This is a genomic window from Cupriavidus sp. KB_39, from assembly GCF_052114485.1.
Lineage (GTDB): Bacteria > Pseudomonadota > Gammaproteobacteria > Burkholderiales > Burkholderiaceae > Cupriavidus.
In genome coordinates, this window is the sequence record NZ_JBFREV010000005.1 from 110,090 (window position 1) to 126,943 (window position 16,854).

Here is a 16,854-nt window from a genome sequence, read left to right on the forward strand (position 1 = left end):
TATTCCGGCCCTATCCTCCAACCCCTCTCCCTCCGGGAGCGGGGCGCCGCCAGTTGTTCAGCCCTGTGCCTGCAAGGTCTGCGCGTACTGCGACACGCCGTTCAGGTCGCGCAGATCCACGGTCAGCGCGCGCGAGGCCGGATCGATATTGATCTCGCCGAAAAACTGGAAACCGGCCAGCGGCGACAGGTTCTGCGCGGTCGGCGCCTTCTGAAACACCACGCGCGGCCCGAAGGTGTTGTCGAGCGGATTGGGACCGAAGCTGCCCGCGTTGAGCGGCCCCGCCACGAATTCCCAGAACGGATCGAAATCCCGGTAGACGGCCCGCTCGGGCGCGTAGTGGTGCGCGGCGCAGTAGTGCACGTCGGCGGTGATCCACACCACGTTCTTCAGGCCGGCCTGGCGCATCCGCGTCAGCAGCCGCGCGGTTTCCAGTTCGCGGCCCAGCGCCGGGCCGTCGCCATTGGCGATGGCCTCCCAGAGCGCGCGGCCCTGTGCATCCTTGCCATCGGGTACGCCGAGGCCGATCGGCATATCCGCTGCAATCACCTTCCACGTGGCGCGCGACGCCACCAGTTCCGCCATCAGCCATTCCAGCTGCGCGTTGCCGAGGAAAGGCGTGTCCTTGCCTTCCACGGTTTCGCGGTTGTAGCCGTTCGGGCCCCGGAAGCTGCGCATGTCGAGCACAAACACATCGAGCAGGGGGCCCTGGGCGATGCGGCGATGCACGCGCTCGTCCAGCCCCTGGCGGTGCCAGCGCATCGGCGCGTTCTCGAGGAAGGCACGCTGGCCGCGCGCCACCAGCACGCTGACGTCCTTCTCGGTGTAGCGCGCATCGCCGGACAGATCCTTCGACGCGGACCAGTTGTTGGTCACCTCGTGGTCATCCCACTGCCAGATCTGCGGCACCTGCCGGGCGAAGCGGCGCACGTTCTCGTCGAGCATGTTGTAGCGATGGCGGCCCCGGAATTCCTTCAGGGTCTCGGCCACCTTGCTGACTTCTTCGGTGACGACGTTCTTCCAGATCCGGCCGCCCTCGGCCTTCTGCTCGGCCTGGATGGGGCTGTCGGCGTAGATCGTGTCGCCACTGTGAATAAAGAAGTCAGGGTTGCGCTGGCGCATGGCGTCGTAGATGCGCATGCCGCCCAGTTCCGGATTGATGCCCCAGCCCTGGCCGACCGTATCGCCGGACCAGACGAAGCGCACGGGGCGGTCGGCGGCCAGCGAGGGGGTGCGGAAGCTGCCGTCCAGCCACGGACCCAGTCCGCGCCGCTCGCCCGGGGTCTCGAACGCCACGCGCACGAAATACGGCTGGCCCGGCGCCAGGCCGGTCAGCAGCGTGCGGGCGGTGAGGTCGGTCTCGGCGCTGGCCAGCGGCCCGGAGTGGCGGGCGGCGTTGCGGAACGACGGGTCGGTGCTGTATTCGACGACCATCCGCGCCGGGCGGTCGGCGCGGGCCCAGACCACGAGGCCGTCATCCGAGGGATCGCCCAGCTGAATGCCTGCCGGCGCACTGGGCCGGGCCGAGGACACCACGGCCGGCGCGGCGATCAATGTGCTGCTCAGCGCACTCATGCCGACGCCCAGACCCAGGAAGCGGCTCGATGTGCGCAGGAAGCGCCGACGGGCCAGATCGGTCGGGGAGGGCGCAAGTTGTGGCGTATTCGGCATGAATGGGTCTGGAATCGGGCTCAGGTGGGCCGCTGCCGGCACATCGTCGGGCCAGTATCGTCGCCGCACCATGTGACACGGCGTTGACATGACATCTGGCGATACTCACGATGCACCGGGCACTGATGGTAGAATCCAAGTCTTTGATTTTCTGGGCAATTGCCGATCGTGACCCAACGCCCCGCGTTGGCGCAGCCCGGCATGCCTTTCTCGAGACGCGTGTCAGTTGGCGCGGGCCTCGCCCGCCAGACACCGAAACCATGACGATGACGACCACCCCAGACCAGACCCCAGCCGCAGAGCAAACGTTCGAAAGCTTCGGGCTGGATTCGCGCATCCTGCGCGCCTTGACCGAACAGGGCTACACCACGCCGACGCCGATCCAGGCGCAGGCCATTCCGGTGGTCCTCCTCGGCAAGGACGTGATGGGCGCCGCGCAGACCGGCACCGGCAAGACGGCAGGCTTCGCGCTGCCGATCATCCAGAGCCTGCTGCCGATGTCGAACGCGAGTGCCTCGCCCGCGCGCCACCCGGTGCGTGCGCTGATGCTGACGCCGACGCGCGAACTGGCCGATCAGGTCTACGACAACGTGGCGCGCTACGCCAAGCATACCGACCTGCGCAGCACCGTGGTGTTCGGCGGCGTAGACATGAACCCGCAGACCGATGCGCTGCGCCGTGGCGTGGAAATCCTCGTCGCCACGCCGGGCCGCCTGCTGGACCACGTGCAGCAGAAGTCGGTGAACCTGTCGCAGGTGCAGATGCTGGTGCTGGACGAAGCCGACCGCATGCTCGACATGGGCTTCCTGCCGGACCTGCAGCGCATCATCAACCTGCTGCCGGCCCAGCGCCAGACGCTGCTGTTCTCGGCCACGTTCTCGCCGGAAATCAAGCGGCTGGCCTCGAGCTACCTGAAGCAGCCGGTGACGATCGAAGTGGCACGCAGCAACTCGACCAACGAGAACGTGCGCCAGATGGTCTACCGCGTGGAAGACGGCCACAAGCAGGCCGCCGTGGTGCACCTGCTCAAGCAGCGCGCGTCGGAAACCGATTCGCGCCAGTGCATCGTGTTCGTCAACAGCAAGATCGGCTGCTCGCGCCTGGCGCGTCACCTGGAGCGCGAGGGCATCAACGCCGCCGCCATCCACGGCGACAAGACCCAGACCGAGCGCATGCAGACGCTGGAAGGCTTCAAGACCGGCACGATCGATGCCCTGGTGGCTACCGACGTGGCCGCCCGTGGCCTGGACATCCCGGCCATGCCGTGCGTGATCAACTTCGACCTGCCGTACAGCGCGGAAGACTATGTGCACCGCATCGGCCGTACGGGCCGGGCTGGCGCCAGCGGCGATGCGCTCTCGATCTACGTGCAGGGCGGCGATGACCGCCTGCTGGCCGATATCGAGAAACTGATCAAGCGCAGCATTCCGCGCGGCGAGCTGAATGGCTTCGACCCGACCGGCGAGCGTGCGCGCACAGAGGAAACGGACCGTCGTCGCCAGCGTGCCGATGTGCGCCGCACCCGTGACAACGGCGGTGAAGCGGCGGCGGAGGCGGAAGCCGTGCCGGGCCGTCGTCGCCGCACCGAAAGCGGTGGCCGTCAGGCGTTCCGTCCGTCGGACGATCCGTTCTTCTCGCGCCCGTACGAGCCGTCGAACCATCACGCCAACGCGCAGCCGGCCGACGAGCAACTGGCTGCCGCGCTGAGCCGTGGCCGCCCGGCGCCGAAGCGTCCCGTGGCCGCGCTGCTGGGCGGCGCGCCGCGCAAGTCATAACAGACTGCCCGGGCAACAAAAAATGGCACCTTCGGGTGCCATTATTGTTTGGTGCGCGAGGTTCGGAAGAGCGCCCGGTCAGCGCTGCATCACCGCCCACTGCCCGGTTGCCGCCGCCAGCCAGGCCGGCACGCTAGTCTCGCCATTGGCGATGCCGAGATGCGTCCCGGCCATGCGCAGCGCTTCCAGCGGCGCGGCCGTGTCGATGGCCTGCGCGCCGCTCTGCTTACTGAGTTTCTCGCCATCGGCATTCACCACCACGGGCACGTGCAGGTAGGACGGCGTGGGCAGGCCCAGCAGATGTTGCAGATGGATCTGGCGCGGCGTGGAGTCGAGGAGGTCGGACCCGCGCACGATATGGGTGATGCCTTGCGCGGCGTCGTCGACCACGACGGCGAGCTGGTAGGCCCACAGGCCGTCCGCGCGGCGCAGGACGAAATCGCCGAGTTCCGTTTCCAGGTCCTGGCACTGGCGACCCTGCCAGCGGTCGTCGAAACAGATCATGGCGGCCGGGCCGTCCGGCACGCGCACCCGCCACGCGCGTGGCAGCTTGCCGTGCAGGCCGTTGCGGCAGGTGCCGGGGTAGCCGAGCGTCTGGTGGCGCTCGCGCACATGGATCAGCGAGTCGGCGATCTCCTTGCGCGAGCAGCCGCAGGGGTAGAGCTGGCCGCTGGCGTCGAGGCGGCGCAGCGCGTCGCCGTACAGCGACTCGCGGCGGCTCTGCCATTCGGGCGCCTCGTCGGCGTGCAGCCCGAGCCGTTCCAGGGTCTGCAGGATGTCGAAATCGGCGCCCTTCACGCAGCGCGGATAGTCGATGTCCTCGATGCGGACCAGCCAGTCGCCACCATGGGCGCGGGCGTCGAGCCAGCTGGCCAGCGCCGTGACCAGCGAGCCCAGGTGCAACGGGCCGGTGGGCGAGGGCGCAAAGCGCCCGCGATAGCGGGGCATCGGCAACTCCCTCAGGCCGGCTGGCTGGCTAGCGGCTGCTGCATCAGCGCCTGCGCAAGGCGGGGGTCTTCGAGCTTGCTGGTCCACCATTGCAGCGCCTTGCCGCGCGAGCTGGTGCGCCACGCCACCTTGAAATTGCCGGGCGCGCGCACTTCCACGGTCTCACGGGCCAGCAGCACGCCGCTTTCGATATGGGGCGCGGCCATCGGGGCCGGCAGCCAGCCGCAGCCGAGGCCACGGATCTGCGCCTCGAGCTTGTCACGCATGGTCGGCACCACCAGGACATCCTGCCCGGCCAGCACGCCGTGCGTACGCGCCGGCAGGTTGCGCGAGGTATCGCCCACGGCCACGATGCGGTGCTTGGCGATCTGCATCGTCGTCAGCGGTCCTTCCTCGGTGGCCAGCGGATGGTGCGAGGCCACCGCGAACACGAACGGCACCGACCCGAGCGGCCGCACCTGGAAGCCCTGCGTGCTGGGCGCCTCGTAGGCCCCGCCGATGACCAGATCGACCCGGTTGCTGACCAGCGCATCCCAGGCGCCGCCTAGCACTTCCTTCGAAAAGCGCAGCCGCGTGGCGGTGTTCTCGGCATAGAAATCCTGGATCACCGGCAGCAGCGCGCGAAAGTTGACGAGGTCGTCCAGGGCGATGCTGAGGTTGGCCTCCCAGCCCGTGGCGAGGCGCTTGACGCGCCGCGCGAGGTCGTCGGCCGCGTGGAGCAGGTGGCGGCCTTCGTCCAGCAGGGCGCGGCCCGCCGGGGTCAGTTCGGCGCGGTGACGGCGGCGGTCGAACAGCAGGACGTCCAGATCCTCTTCCAGCTTGCGGACCACATAGGTCAGCGCCGAGGGCACCTTGCCCATTTCGTGGGCGGCGGCGGCAAAGCTGCCCTTGCGCTCGATGGCGTCCAGGACTTCGAGGGATTCGAGGGAGAGTGGCATGTTCAGAAAATCTGAATGAATTCTTCTAACTGGGTGCCCGCCAATATACGCCGACTCCCCTAAACTGCCTAGCATCGAAACGCCGCTGACCCAAGCCAGTCCGATTGTGACAGGCAATTTTGGGAACCTCGGAGGCCACAAGGAGGGCCATCAAAATGATTGAAATCCGTAAGTCAGACGAACGCGGTTATGCGGACCATGGCTGGCTCAAGTCGTATCACAGCTTCTCCTTCGCAGATTACTACGACCCACGCCATGTTCAGTTCGGGCCGCTGCGTGTGATCAATGAGGATCGCGTGGCGCCGGGCATGGGCTTTGGCACGCACGGCCACCGGGACATGGAAATCATCAGTTATGTGCTCGATGGCGAACTTGCGCACAAGGACAGCATCGGCAATGGCAGCGTGATCCGCCCGGGCGATGTGCAGCGGATGAGCGCCGGTACCGGCGTGCGGCACTCGGAATACAACCACGCCGCGCACGACACCACGCACTTCCTGCAGATCTGGGTGATTCCTGCCGAGAACGGCATTGAGCCGGGCTACGAGGAGCGCAATTTCCCGGTCGAGGAAAAGCGCGGCAAGCTGCGCCTCGTCGTCAGCCCGGATGGTGCTGAGGGCTCGGTGGTGATCCATCAGGACGCGCGGCTCTACGCCGGGTTGTTCGATGGGGACGAGGCCGCCACGCTGGCCATCGCCCCGGGCCGCCGTGCCTATGTGCACGTGGCGCGCGGTGCGATCACGGTCAACGGCCAGGCGCTCGGGGCCGGCGATGCTGCGAAGCTCGAAGCGGTCGAGGCCATCACCCTGACCCAAGGCAGCGAGGCCGAAGTGCTGGTCTTCGACCTGCCCTGAACGCGACGTTAGCCTGTCGTCGTCCGCCCGCCGGTGCCCCCGGCGGGCTTTTTCATGGATGCGTTTAACACCTGCTTACAGGTCTTTCCCATTGACGGTGCGGCGTGACGCTATGCTATCGTCTGGCTATACCGCAATGCGACCGGACCGGCACTTCGCCGTCGCGCCAACGTCCGTCGCCACCGTCACGCGATGACCTTTGTTTCCATTCTTCTGGCGCTGATCGCCGAACAGTTCCGAGCCTTGGGCCGGAATAACCCTATTTACGACATCGTGCGCGTACTGGGGGAGCGGGCCGAACACGCCTTCGACACGGGCCGCCCGCGCGATGCCGCGCTGGCCTGGCTGACCGCGGTGCTGCCGCTCACGCTGGCTGCCGTGCTGGTCCACTACCTGCTGGCGTCGATCAGCGTGGCGCTGACCTTGGCCTGGAACGTCCTGCTGCTCTATCTGACCCTCGGCTTCCGCCAGTTCAGCCACTTCTTCACCGATATCCACGAGGCGCTGAATCGCGACGACCCGCATACCGCGCGCACGCTGCTGCACGAGTGGACCGGGTTGGACACGGTCGACATGCCGGTCAGCGAGATCGTGCGTCACACGCTTGAGGCGGCCATCATCGCCGTCCATCGCCATGTATTTGGGGTGTTTTTCTGGTTTCTGGTGCCGATTGGCCCGGGTGGTGTCGTGCTGTACCGCACCGCCGAGTTCCTGAGCCGGCAGTGGAACCAGCCGTCGAACGAGCGCAGCCCGGCGCTGGGGCGTTTTGCCTCGCAGGCGTTCTATGTGCTGGACTGGGTACCTTCGCGGCTGACGGCGATCGGGTTTGCCATCGTCGGCAATTTCGAGGATGCCGTGTACGCGTGGCGCAACCACGCGCGCAAGTGGAATGATGCGATCAACGGCATCCTGCTCGCCAGCGGCGGCGGGGCGCTCGGCGTGCGGCTTGGCGCGCCGCTGGCCGAGGACGACTCCAGCGTGATGCTGCGCACGAGTCTGGCCGGTGTGGACTACGCGCCGGGCATGGAAGACACCGCCGAGCCGGTGCCGCCCGAGTACGGCGCCGACCCCGGCGTGCGCACGCTGCAATCGGCGGTGGGGCTGGTCTGGCGCGCGGTCATCCTGTGGATGCTGTTGCTGGCGATGGTGTCGCTAGCGCTCTGGGTGGGCTGACCGCAGCCTTCGACCAAGATCCACCAAGAAGAAACGCCACGATCGTGGCGTTTTTTTATTCCCTTGGTTTTCCCGATTACTCCCGATGCGCCCCGCAGCGCCAGCACGACGCAAACTGCGCCTCGTGCCATTCCGCGCAGCCCGTGCATTGCCAGCGTGGCCCTGGCGGCGGGTTGGCGGCGGCGTTGAGCACGGCCCAGGCGTCGGCTTCTGCCGCATCGTCGAGAATCCAGACCTGCGGCGCGCTCTCCTGGAACGGGATGTCCCCGGCCGCACCGCCCAGCCACGTGTTGCGGACCTCGGCGCGAATGCCCGCCGCCCGCAGCACGTTTTCGCAGTGCGCGGCATGAACCAGCGATGTGGACCGCAATAGCAGCTTCATCGGGCTACTCCACGGTTACCACGGCTTCTGCTGCCGGGACTCGTGCAGCAGCTGCGTGTACAGCTGATGGCGGCGCTCGGAGATCTCGCCGCCGTCGATGGCCGCCAGCACGCCGCAGCCGGGCTCGTTGATGTGATGGCAGTTATAGAACCGGCATTCGGTGAGCCTGGGCCGGAACTCGGGGAACGCGCGCTCCAGCATGCCTTCGCTGAGGTGGTGGAGGCCGAATTCCTGGAAGCCCGGCGAGTCGATCAGGTAGCCGGGCCGGCCTTCGACCGTGCCCCAGTCGGCCGGCAGGTGATAGAGCCGGGTGAACGTAGTGGTGTGCTTGCCGGAATCGAGCTTGGCCGAAATTTCACGCGTCTGCGCTTCCACGCCGGGAATCAGCAGGTTCAGCAGCGACGACTTGCCCATGCCCGACTGGCCGATCAGGATGCTCGACACCCCGGCCGTGCGCGGCTGGAGTGTCGCCAACGCCTCTTCCGGGCGGCCATGGACGGACAGCTCGACGGTGTCGTAGCCCAGGTCCTGGTAGAGCTTCAGGCGCCGCCGGGCGTCGTCCAGCCGTGCGGTCAGGTCGGTCTTGTTCAGGATGACGAGGGGACGAATCGCCAGCGCCTCCGCCGACACCAGCGCGCGGCCCAGCAGATCCTCGGAAAAACTCGGCTCCGTGGCCAGCACGATGACCACCTGGTCGATATTGGCGGCCAGCATCTTGGACTTGAACTGGTCCGAGCGATGCAGCAGGTTCTTGCGTGGCGAGACGGCGGTGATCACGCACTGGTCCGCCGCGGCCATCTCCACGGCCACGTGGTCGCCCACGGCGCAGTCGCTCTTCTTGCCGCGCGGGAACGCGTGGATCCGCGATCCGTCGCCCAACTCCACCACATAGTGGCGGCCATGGGCGGCGATGATCAGTGCGGTCTCGGAAGCTTGGCCGGTGCCCTTGCCGGCGTTGTGATGGCGCGCGTGACGGTTCATGCGTGCGCCAGCAGGCGGTCGATCCGCTGCGCCGCCGGCGGGTGCGAATAGTAGAACGCGCTATAGATGGGGTCGGGCGTCAGCGTGGACGCGTTGTCCTTGTACAGCTTGACCAGCGCGGACACGAGGTGACCGGCATTGGTCTGATGGGCCGCGAACTCGTCGGCCTCGAACTCGTGCTTGCGCGACGACTGGCTGGCCAGCGGCCCGAGCACGAAGGTGAACACCGGCAGCGCCAGGAAGAACAGCACCAGCGCCAGCGCGTGGTTGCTGGTGCCGAAGTTCGGCAGCACCCCCAGCCCCGTGTAGAACCACGCCCGCGTGGACAGCCAGCCCAGCAGCGCCAGGAACACCAGCGAGAGCGCGAAGGTCACCGCAATCATCTTGGCCACGTGGCGGCGCTTGAAGTGACCCAGCTCGTGCGCCAGCACGGCTTCCACTTCCTCGCCGTCCAGGCGGGAGAGCAGGGTGTCGAAGAAGACGATGCGCTTGGCCGCGCCGAAGCCGGTGAAGTAGGCGTTGCCGTGCGCGCTGCGCTTGCTGCCATCCATGACGAACAGGCCCTTGCTGGCAAAGCCGCACTTGCGCAGCAGCGCCTCGATGCGCTGGCGCAGGCCCTCGTCGGCCAGCGGCTCGAACTTGTTGAAGAGCGGGGCGATGAAGGTCGGCACGATCACCTGCAGCAGCAGGCTGAAGGCCATCCACAGCAGCCAGGTCCAGACCCACCAGTAGGTGCCGGCGCGCTCCATCAGCCACAACACGGCCAGCAGCAGCGGCAGGCCCAGCACGCAGGCGACCAGCGTCATCTTGGCGAGGTCGAGCAGCCACAGGCCGAACGTCATCTTGTTGAAGCCGAAGCGCTGCTCGATGCCGAACTGGCCATATAGCGAAAACGGCAGGTCGACCAGGCCGCCGATCAGCGCCACGCTGGCAATCAGCGCCACGCCGTACAGGTAGCCGCCGCCGTCGAACACACCGAGCCAGAAGTGGTTCAGCGCGTGCAGCCCGCCCAGCATGGTGAAGCCGATCAGCACGGCGGCGCCGGCCAGCACCTCCAGCATCGACAGCCGCGTGCGGGCGATGGTGTAGTCGGCGGCCTTCTGGTGGGCGGAGAGCGTGATGGTGTCGGCGAAGCGGGCCGGCACGGCGCCGCGATGGCGGCCGACATGGCGCACCTGGCGCGCGGCCAGCCAGAGCTTGGTCAGCACCATGACGACCAGCGCGGCCAGGAAAATCAACGTGAACATCGGCAAGGCCATAGTAGTTTCGCGAAAGTCGCTCGGTGAGACTGCCGACCGGCGGCGAGGGTACGCAGCCGGGCAATTGTGGCGGATATGCGAGAATTATAAATTGTTCGCGCCGGACGCCTGTCCGGCCGGTTTTCTTCCTGTCCCCAATATCGAGCCGTACCCAGATGACTAGCCCAGCCGCCACCTCCGTCAAAAGTGAAAACAACCTCATCTGGTTGGATATGGAAATGACCGGCCTGCAGCCGGATTCCGACCGGATTATCGAGGTTGCCGTGGTGGTGACCGACTCCGAACTCAATATCCTGGCCGAAGGGCCGGTGCTGGTGATCCATCAGGCCGACGCCGTGCTCGACGGCATGGACAACTGGAACAAGGGCACGCACGGCCGCTCGGGCCTGATCGACAAGGTCAAGGCGTCCACGCTCACCGAGGCGCAGGCCGAAGCCGAACTGCTGGCGTTCCTGAAGCGCTGGGTGCCGGCCGGCAAGTCGCCGATGTGCGGCAATTCGATCTGCCAGGACCGCCGCTTCATGGCGCGTTACATGCCGAAGCTGGAATCGTTCTTCCACTACCGGAACCTCGATGTTTCCACGCTGAAGGAACTCTGCAAGCGCTGGGAGCCGGCCATCCACAAGGGTTTCGCCAAGCGCCAGCTGCACACGGCGCTGGCCGATATCCTCGAGTCGGTGGAGGAACTGCGCTACTACCGCACGCACTTTATCAAGGCGTCCACGCCGGCCGCCACGGAAACCCCGGCGGCGCCCGCTGCGCCCACCGCCCCGGCAGCCTAAGACAGAACAAGAACCCCGCGGGCCGGCCAGTCCTTCCGCTTGACGGGGAGGGGCCCCGGCTACGCCGCCCCTTCCGCCATGTTCACCCGTATCGTTTCGATCATTACGCCGGTCATCCTGATCATCCTGGTCGGATGGCTCTACGGCCGGCGCGCCCACCCAGACATGACCGGCATCAACCGCGCCACGCTCGACGTGATCGCGCCGCTGCTGGTGGTCTCGGCCTTCGTCAGCAAGGATTTCGTGCTGGCGGACCAGTTGGCGCTGCTTGGCTGCGCGGTGGCGGTGGTGATCGGCTCCGGCATCCTTGCGTGGATCGTCGCCCGGCTGATCAAGGCCGATCCGCGCACCTTCGTGCCGCCGATGATGTTCAACAACAGCGGCAACATGGGCCTGCCGCTGTCGGTCTTCGCGTTCGGCCCGGCCGGGCTGGCGCCGGCGGTGGCGCTGTTCGCGGCGTCGAATCTGATGCACTTTACGCTGGGGCTCAAGATCGTCAACCGGCATGCCTCGCTGACGCAGATCGCCCGCAACCCGATGGTGCTGGCCACCGTGGCCGGCGTGGCGCTGTCGCTGGCGCGGCCGTGGTTCACGCTGCCCGAGCCGGTTTTCGAGTCGATCAAGCTGCTGGGCGATGCCACGGTGCCGCTGATGCTGTTCGCGCTCGGCGTGCGGATGAAGGACGTCAGCCTGCGGAACTGGGGGATGGGGTTGCTGGGCGCGGCGGTGTGCCCGCTGGTGGGCATTGCGGTGGCGTTGCCGCTGGCGCTGTGGGTCCCGCTGACCGATCTCCAGCGCGGGCTGCTGTTCGTCTTCGCGGCCCTGCCGCCGGCGGTGCTCAATTTCCTGGTGGCCGACCATTTCCGGCAAGAGCCGGATCAGGTGGCCTCCATCGTGCTGCTCGGCAACATCGGGGCCGTGGTGTTCGTGCCCATCGGGCTCTACCTCGGCCTGAAGTAGCCGTTCTCTCTAAATATCTAGTCAGGACTTCGCGCGGATGGCGTGCTTCGGGCGCCACGCCTTGACCACGGCCTCGTCGGTTTCCACGTAGGGGCCGCCGATCAGGTCGATGCAATATGGCACCGCCGCGAACACGCCCTGGACCACGGACTTGCCGTCGGCATCGCGCAGACCTTCCAGCGTCTCGCGGATGGCGCGCGGCTGGCCGGGCAGGTTGATGATCAGCGCAGCACGGCCCGGCGTCTCGCGGATCACGGCCACTTGGCGCGACAGGATCGCGGTCGGCACGAAATGCAGGCTGACCTGCCGCATCTGCTCGCCAAATCCCGGCATTTCCTTGGTACCGACCGCCAGAGTTGCCTCCGGCGTCACATCGCGCCGGGCCGGGCCGGTGCCGCCCGTGGTCAGCACTAGGTCGCAGCCCGCCACATCCACCAGGTCGATCAGCGTGCGCGAGATCAGCGCCTGCTCGTCCGGAATCAGCCGTTCCACCCCTTGCCACGGCGAGGTCAGGGTGCGGCCGAACCAGTCCCGCAGGGCGGGGATGCCCTCGTCCTGGTAGGTGCCGGACGACGCCCGGTCAGAAATCGACACGAAACCGACGATCAGCTCGTCGGGATGCTTACGCACGGCCGGGGAACTGGGCTGGGTGGTCAGGGGAGAGGTCATGCCTCGGGCTCCTGTGCGGGCGGGGTGGCGGCGTCGGCTGCGGCGCCAGTGGCGGCATCCTTCTCTTCCAGCGCGGTCTTCACGGCCTGGAACAGCTCGCGGAAGTACTTGGGCGGCTTGCTCATTTCGCGCTCCTTGCGGGCATTGCGGATGATATTGCGCACGGCCTGCACGTCCACGGTGGGGTGCTCGCCGAGGAACTTGGTCAGCATCGCGTCGTCGGCCAGCAGCAGTTCGCGCCAGCGTTCGATCAGGTGCAGCCGGGCCGTCTCGGCCTTGCTTGTGCCCTTGAAGCCTTCCAGCGCGGCGCGGATGGCGTCGAGTTCGTCGTCGTCCAGCCCGCGCATGACCTTGCCGACGAACTGCATCTGGCGGCGCTTGCCTTCGTGGCTGTTGATCTTGCGGGCGGCGTGGATGGCGTCCGCCAGCGACTCAGGCATCGGCACGCGCGCCAGGCGGTCCTTGGCCAGGGCTTCGAGCTCGACGCCCAGGTCTTGCAGCGCGGTCATGTCGCGCTTGCGCTGCGACTTGCTCTTGGGCAGGTCGTCGTCCGGCTCGGGGGCAAAGCCACCGGGGAAACGGGAATTGGAGGGGCTACGGGTATTTCGCGTCATAGCCGGCATTTTATCTTGCTATGATTCCCGTTTGGACTTTTGATCACGCTTGCCCACATGGACCACCGCATGGACCAGATTGCCGACAAAACCTCGCATTTCACCTATTCCCAGGACCAGCTCAAGGCCATGGCGGCCGATGTGCTGCGCGTGGCACGCGAGCTTGGGGCGACCGACGCCGCTACCGAGATCTCGGAGGGCAGCGGCCTGTCGGTGACGGTGCGCAAGGGCCAGGTGGAGACGATCGAGCAGAACCGCGACAAGGTGGTTGGCGTTACGGTGATGATCGGCCAGCGGCGCGGCAACGCCAGCACGTCCGATTTCTCGCCGGCGGCGCTGCGCGCCACGGCCGAGGCCGCCTACAACATCGCCCGCTTCACCGCCGAGGACGATTGCGCCGGGCTGGCCGAGGAAGACCTGCTCGAGAAGAATCCGCAGAACCTGGACCTGTTCCACCCGTGGACGGTGGACGCCGAGGGCGCCATCGACATCGCCCGTCGCGCCGAAGCGGCCGCGTTCGCGGTCTCGCCGAAAATCCGCAACAGCGACGGCGCGAGCGTTTCCGCGCAGCATTCGCAATTCGTGCTGGCCACCTCGCGCGGTTTCTCCGGCGGCTACCCGTATTCCCGCCATTTCATCTCGTGCGCGCCCATCGCCGGCTCGGGTGGCGGCATGCAGCGCGACGACTGGTATTCGTCCAAGCGCTCCCCGCTGACGCTGGCCGCGCCCGAGGACATCGGCCGCTACGCCGCCGAGCGTGCGCTGGCTCGCCTGAATGCCCGCAAGCTGACCACGCGCAAGTGCCCGGTGCTGTTCGAAGCGCCGCTGGCCGCTGGCCTGCTCGGCGCGTTCGTCCAGGCGGTGTCCGGTGGCGCGCTGTATCGTAAATCGACGTTTTTGTACGACACGCTGGGCAAGGCCGTGTTCGGTCCGGACATCCAGATCCATGAAACGCCGCACGTGCCGGGCGCGATGGGCAGCGCCCCGTTCGACGAGGAAGGCGTGCGCACGCGCGAGCGCGACGTGGTGCGCGACGGTGTGGTGGAAGGCTATTTCCTCTCCACCTACTCGGCGCGCAAGCTGGGCATGAAGACCACCGGCAACGCCGGCGGCTCGCACAACCTGAAGCTGACCAGCACCCTGACCCAGCCGGGCGACGACTTCGCCGGCATGCTGAAGAAGATGGGCACCGGCCTGCTGGTGACGGAGTTGATGGGGCAGGGCGTGAACTACGTGACGGGCGACTACTCGCGCGGCGCGTCGGGCTACTGGGTGGAAAACGGCGTGATCCAGTATCCGGTGGAAGAAATCACGATTGCCGGCAGCATGGTCGAGATGTTCAAGCAAATCGTGGCCATCGGCGCGGACTCGCTGGTGCGTGGCACCAAGGAAACCGGCTCGATCCTGATCGAACAGATGACGATCGCCGGGAACTGACCGGCTGGGGCCTGGGGCTGGATCGCCCAACGAAAAACGGCAGGGTTTGAACCCTGCCGTTTTTTTTTGCAGCCTCGGCTTACTCTTCGCCGGAAGGCGGCCGTTCGTACGTCACGAACGCGTAGTCGAACTGGTTGGCCTCGGAGTGATGCGTCTCGCGGGTCAGTTCGATCCAGCGGGTCCGGTCCACGGCCGGGAAGAACGCGTCGCCGGGTACGTCGGCGTCGATCTCGGTAACGATCAGCCGGTCCGCGCTGGGCAGCGCCTCGGCGTAGAGCTGCGCGCCGCCGATCAGGAAGACCTGCTCCACGCCCACGCAGAGCCGCTGGGCGTCTTCGAGCGATGCCACCACCTCGGCGCCTTCCAGCTTCAGGTCCCGGTTCCGGCTCACCACGATATTGCGGCGCCCCGGCAGCGGTCGGCCGATGGAATCCCACGTCTTGCGGCCCATGACGACCGGCGCGCCCATCGTCGTACGCTTGAAATGCTGGAGGTCTTCCGGCAGGCGCCACGGCAGCGTGTTGTCGCGGCCGATGGTGCCGTTGCGTGCCCGGGCGACGATCAGGGTCAGCAGCGTCATACGGCCACCGGCGCCTTGATCGCGGGGTGCGATTCATAGCCCACCAGCGCGAAATCCTCGTACTTGTAGTCGAAGATGCTGTCCGGCTTGCGCTGGATCTGGAGCGTCGGCAGCTTCATCGGCGCGCGCGCGAGCTGGGTTTCCACCTGCTCGAAATGATTGTTGTAGATGTGGCAGTCGCCGCCGGTCCAGACGAAGTCGCCCACGGCCAGGCCGGCCTGCTGCGCGATCATGTGCGTCAGCAGCGCGTAGCTGGCGATGTTGAACGGCACGCCGAGGAAGATGTCGGCGCTGCGCTGGTAGAGCTGGCAGGACAGCTTGCCGTCGGCCACGTAGAACTGGAAGAATGCGTGGCAGGGCGGTAGCTTCATCTGCGGGATCTCGCCGACGTTCCAGGCCGAGACGATCAGGCGGCGCGAGTCCGGGTTGTTGCGGATCTGCTGCATCAGGTCGGCGATCTGGTCCACGTGGCGGCCGTCCGGCGTCGGCCAGGCGCGCCACTGGTAGCCGTAGATCGGGCCGAGTTCGCCGTTCTGGTCGGCCCACTCGTCCCAGATCGTCACGCCGTGTTCCTTCAGGTAGGCGATGTTGGTCGAGCCCTGGAGGAACCACAGCAGTTCGTGGATGATGGACTTCAGGTGCAGCTTCTTGGTGGTGACCACCGGGAAGCCCTCGTTCAGGTCGAAGCGCATCTGGTAGCCGAACACCGAGCGGGTGCCCGTGCCGGTGCGGTCGGCCTTGTCGGTGCCATGCTCGTAAACATGGCGCATGAAGTCGAGATACTGTTTCATCGGCTTGGAAGCGAGGGCGGGGAGAAAGTGATGTCGGCGCCCGGGGGCGCCCGAGCGGGGATTTTACCCGCAAAGCAAAAGACCGCCCGGAGGCGGTCTTTTGCTGCGCCGCGGCAGGGGGCTGCCGCGCGCCGGGGTCTGACTGGTGTCAGTGGCTTTCGGCCGGGGTAGTGCGCACGCGACGCTTCTGCGTCAGGTAGCCCGCGCCCAGCACGCCGCCGATGATCAGCACATAGAGGCCAAGCTGCACGATCGAATGCGTCTCGAAGTACGTCTTGATCAGCGGCTCCTTGACGATCATGTGCACAGCCGTGAAGGCCAGCACGCCGGCGCCCAGGTAGATGATGATCGGGAAGCGCGACATCAGCTTCAGCACCAGCGTCGAGCCCCAGACCACGATCGGGATGCTGATCAGCAGGCCCAGCACCACCAGCAGGAAGCTGCCGTGCGCGGCGCCGGCTACGGCCAGCACGTTGTCCACGCCCATCACCGCGTCGGCGATGATGATGGTCTTCATCGCGCCCACCAGCGTGGTCGCGCCGCCGCCGTGCTCGTCGCCATCTTCCTCGGCGGCCAGCAGCTTGTAGGCAATCCAGACCAGCGCCAGGCCACCCACCAGCATCAGGCCAGGGATCTTGAGCAGCCAGACCACGCCGATGGTCATGGCCGAACGGACCACTACGGCGCCGACGGTACCCCAGACAATGGCCTTCTTCTGCAGATGCGGCGGCAGGTTGCGCGCCGCCAGGGCGATCACGATGGCATTGTCCCCGGCCAGCACCAGGTCAATGACGACGATGGACAGCAGCGCCGTCAGAAACTGCATCGTGAACAAATCGGTGAACCACTCCATGAACTCTCCTCGGGTACGAACGAATAGCTGCAAGCCAATTTGGCCCGCAAGGGTTTTTGTTCACCTGAGATCACGAAGCACGGGAGTTGGAAACGCCTTTGCAACGTGAAACCAGGTTGCAAAGGTCTTGCTCGACACACAGACGCGGAATGCGCGGCAGGGTCAGCACAACCGGAGACGGGTCGCG

Annotated in this window: 17 protein-coding genes; 6 read left to right on the forward strand and 11 right to left on the reverse strand. The window is 66.7% G+C overall.

Going from position 1 to position 16,854, the window contains the following annotated elements; translation table 11 throughout:
- Positions 1-57: 57 nt before the first annotated feature.
- A complete protein-coding gene (locus AB4Z27_RS05620) occupies positions 58-1,671 on the reverse strand; it encodes an alkaline phosphatase D family protein (protein WP_441644034.1) in 1,614 nt (537 codons plus the stop codon).
- A 260-nt stretch (positions 1,672-1,931) separates the two neighbouring features.
- Here AB4Z27_RS05620 and AB4Z27_RS05625 point away from each other — a divergent pair, with 260 nt between their 5' ends.
- A complete protein-coding gene (locus AB4Z27_RS05625) occupies positions 1,932-3,446 on the forward strand; it encodes a DEAD/DEAH box helicase (RefSeq protein WP_092290328.1) in 1,515 nt (504 codons plus the stop codon).
- A gap of 78 nt (positions 3,447-3,524) precedes the next feature.
- On the opposite strand, the gene gluQRS is transcribed toward AB4Z27_RS05625, so the two are convergent.
- Positions 3,525-4,394, reverse strand: coding sequence for a tRNA glutamyl-Q(34) synthetase GluQRS (gene gluQRS / locus AB4Z27_RS05630; RefSeq protein ID WP_441644035.1), 870 nt, complete (start codon positions 4,392-4,394; stop codon positions 3,525-3,527).
- Between the two features lie 11 nt (positions 4,395-4,405).
- Entirely contained in the window at positions 4,406-5,332 is a 927-nt protein-coding gene (locus AB4Z27_RS05635) for a LysR family transcriptional regulator (RefSeq protein ID WP_144199677.1), read from the reverse strand.
- 155 nt (positions 5,333-5,487) lie between these two features.
- On the opposite strand from AB4Z27_RS05635, the gene AB4Z27_RS05640 reads away from it, so the two are divergent.
- Positions 5,488-6,186, forward strand: a complete 699-nt coding sequence (locus AB4Z27_RS05640; RefSeq protein ID WP_441644036.1) for a pirin family protein — start codon at positions 5,488-5,490, stop codon at positions 6,184-6,186.
- Between the two features lie 192 nt (positions 6,187-6,378).
- Positions 6,379-7,359, forward strand: coding sequence for a CobD/CbiB family protein (locus tag AB4Z27_RS05645; RefSeq protein ID WP_092290320.1), 981 nt, complete (start codon positions 6,379-6,381; stop codon positions 7,357-7,359).
- 76 nt (positions 7,360-7,435) lie between these two features.
- On the opposite strand, the gene AB4Z27_RS05650 is transcribed toward AB4Z27_RS05645, so the two are convergent.
- From AB4Z27_RS05650 to AB4Z27_RS05660, 3 genes are read right to left on the reverse strand one after another with little or no spacing between them, the layout of a single operon-like run.
- On the reverse strand, positions 7,436-7,741 hold the full coding sequence (locus AB4Z27_RS05650; RefSeq protein ID WP_441590569.1) for a putative signal transducing protein: 306 nt from the start codon (positions 7,739-7,741) through the stop codon (positions 7,436-7,438).
- Between the two features lie 15 nt (positions 7,742-7,756).
- Entirely contained in the window at positions 7,757-8,722 is a 966-nt protein-coding gene (rsgA, locus tag AB4Z27_RS05655; protein ID WP_092290316.1) for a ribosome small subunit-dependent GTPase A, read from the reverse strand.
- Positions 8,719-9,969 carry a M48 family metallopeptidase gene (locus tag AB4Z27_RS05660; protein ID WP_092290865.1) on the reverse strand — a complete coding sequence of 417 codons (1,251 nt, stop codon included), beginning with the start codon at positions 9,967-9,969 and terminating at the stop codon, positions 8,719-8,721. The genes rsgA and AB4Z27_RS05660 overlap by 4 nt, the downstream gene beginning before the upstream one ends.
- 167 nt (positions 9,970-10,136) lie before the next feature.
- Here AB4Z27_RS05660 and orn point away from each other — a divergent pair, with 167 nt between their 5' ends.
- Entirely contained in the window at positions 10,137-10,763 is a 627-nt protein-coding gene (gene orn / locus AB4Z27_RS05665) for an oligoribonuclease (protein ID WP_092290314.1), read from the forward strand.
- Positions 10,764-10,841: 78 nt separating this feature from the next.
- Positions 10,842-11,723: an AEC family transporter gene (locus AB4Z27_RS05670; RefSeq protein ID WP_092290312.1), complete on the forward strand. Its 882-nt coding sequence runs from the start codon at positions 10,842-10,844 to the stop codon at positions 11,721-11,723.
- Positions 11,724-11,744: 21 nt separating this feature from the next.
- Here the strand turns inward: AB4Z27_RS05670 and mog are convergent, their stop codons facing one another.
- Complete coding sequence (mog, locus tag AB4Z27_RS05675; RefSeq protein WP_441644037.1) at positions 11,745-12,392, reverse strand: molybdopterin adenylyltransferase; 648 nt, start codon at positions 12,390-12,392, stop codon at positions 11,745-11,747.
- Positions 12,389-13,006 (reverse strand): ribosome biogenesis factor YjgA, encoded by a 618-nt coding sequence (yjgA, locus tag AB4Z27_RS05680; RefSeq protein WP_304441446.1) that lies wholly within the window; start codon positions 13,004-13,006, stop codon positions 12,389-12,391. Before yjgA ends, mog begins: the two co-directional genes overlap by 4 nt.
- Positions 13,007-13,075: 69 nt before the next feature.
- Here yjgA and pmbA point away from each other — a divergent pair, with 69 nt between their 5' ends.
- Positions 13,076-14,443 (forward strand): metalloprotease PmbA, encoded by a 1,368-nt coding sequence (gene pmbA / locus AB4Z27_RS05685; RefSeq protein WP_092290863.1) that lies wholly within the window; start codon positions 13,076-13,078, stop codon positions 14,441-14,443.
- Between the two features lie 79 nt (positions 14,444-14,522).
- Here pmbA and AB4Z27_RS05690 read toward each other — a convergent pair whose 3' ends face one another.
- The 3 genes from AB4Z27_RS05690 to AB4Z27_RS05700 all read right to left on the reverse strand — a co-directional run bounded on the left by AB4Z27_RS05690 (position 14,523) and on the right by AB4Z27_RS05700 (position 16,667).
- Positions 14,523-15,023: a dihydrofolate reductase gene (locus AB4Z27_RS05690; protein WP_092290306.1), complete on the reverse strand. Its 501-nt coding sequence runs from the start codon at positions 15,021-15,023 to the stop codon at positions 14,523-14,525.
- Complete coding sequence (locus AB4Z27_RS05695) at positions 15,020-15,814, reverse strand: thymidylate synthase (RefSeq protein WP_092290304.1); 795 nt, start codon at positions 15,812-15,814, stop codon at positions 15,020-15,022. The genes AB4Z27_RS05690 and AB4Z27_RS05695 overlap by 4 nt, the downstream gene beginning before the upstream one ends.
- Before the next feature lie 148 nt (positions 15,815-15,962).
- The gene (locus tag AB4Z27_RS05700; protein WP_092290303.1) at positions 15,963-16,667 is read right to left on the reverse strand and encodes a TerC family protein; all 705 of its coding nucleotides are present in this window, start codon (positions 16,665-16,667) and stop codon (positions 15,963-15,965) included.
- Positions 16,668-16,854: the final 187 nt, after the last annotated feature.

Excerpts from the sequence above, each read along its gene's own strand:
- pmbA (WP_092290863.1), top strand. The coding sequence starts at position 13,076 with ATGGACCAGATTGCCGACAAAACCTCGCATTTCACCTATTCCCAGGAC.
- AB4Z27_RS05625 (WP_092290328.1), top strand. The coding sequence starts at position 1,932 with ATGACGATGACGACCACCCCAGACCAGACCCCAGCCGCAGAGCAAACG.
- mog (WP_441644037.1), bottom strand. The coding sequence starts at position 12,392 with ATGACCTCTCCCCTGACCACCCAGCCCAGTTCCCCGGCCGTGCGTAAG.
- AB4Z27_RS05640 (WP_441644036.1), top strand. The coding sequence starts at position 5,488 with ATGATTGAAATCCGTAAGTCAGACGAACGCGGTTATGCGGACCATGGC.
- gluQRS (WP_441644035.1), bottom strand. The coding sequence starts at position 4,394 with ATGCCCCGCTATCGCGGGCGCTTTGCGCCCTCGCCCACCGGCCCGTTG.
- AB4Z27_RS05670 (WP_092290312.1), top strand. The coding sequence starts at position 10,842 with ATGTTCACCCGTATCGTTTCGATCATTACGCCGGTCATCCTGATCATC.
- rsgA (WP_092290316.1), bottom strand. The coding sequence starts at position 8,722 with ATGAACCGTCACGCGCGCCATCACAACGCCGGCAAGGGCACCGGCCAA.
- AB4Z27_RS05635 (WP_144199677.1), bottom strand. The coding sequence starts at position 5,332 with ATGCCACTCTCCCTCGAATCCCTCGAAGTCCTGGACGCCATCGAGCGC.
- AB4Z27_RS05690 (WP_092290306.1), bottom strand. The coding sequence starts at position 15,023 with ATGACGCTGCTGACCCTGATCGTCGCCCGGGCACGCAACGGCACCATC.
- AB4Z27_RS05620 (WP_441644034.1), bottom strand. The coding sequence starts at position 1,671 with ATGCCGAATACGCCACAACTTGCGCCCTCCCCGACCGATCTGGCCCGT.
- AB4Z27_RS05695 (WP_092290304.1), bottom strand. The coding sequence starts at position 15,814 with ATGAAACAGTATCTCGACTTCATGCGCCATGTTTACGAGCATGGCACC.
- yjgA (WP_304441446.1), bottom strand. The coding sequence starts at position 13,006 with ATGACGCGAAATACCCGTAGCCCCTCCAATTCCCGTTTCCCCGGTGGC.
- AB4Z27_RS05660 (WP_092290865.1), bottom strand. The coding sequence starts at position 9,969 with ATGTTCACGTTGATTTTCCTGGCCGCGCTGGTCGTCATGGTGCTGACC.
- AB4Z27_RS05645 (WP_092290320.1), top strand. The coding sequence starts at position 6,379 with ATGACCTTTGTTTCCATTCTTCTGGCGCTGATCGCCGAACAGTTCCGA.
- orn (WP_092290314.1), top strand. The coding sequence starts at position 10,137 with ATGACTAGCCCAGCCGCCACCTCCGTCAAAAGTGAAAACAACCTCATC.
- AB4Z27_RS05650 (WP_441590569.1), bottom strand. The coding sequence starts at position 7,741 with ATGAAGCTGCTATTGCGGTCCACATCGCTGGTTCATGCCGCGCACTGC.
- AB4Z27_RS05700 (WP_092290303.1), bottom strand. The coding sequence starts at position 16,667 with ATGGAGTGGTTCACCGATTTGTTCACGATGCAGTTTCTGACGGCGCTG.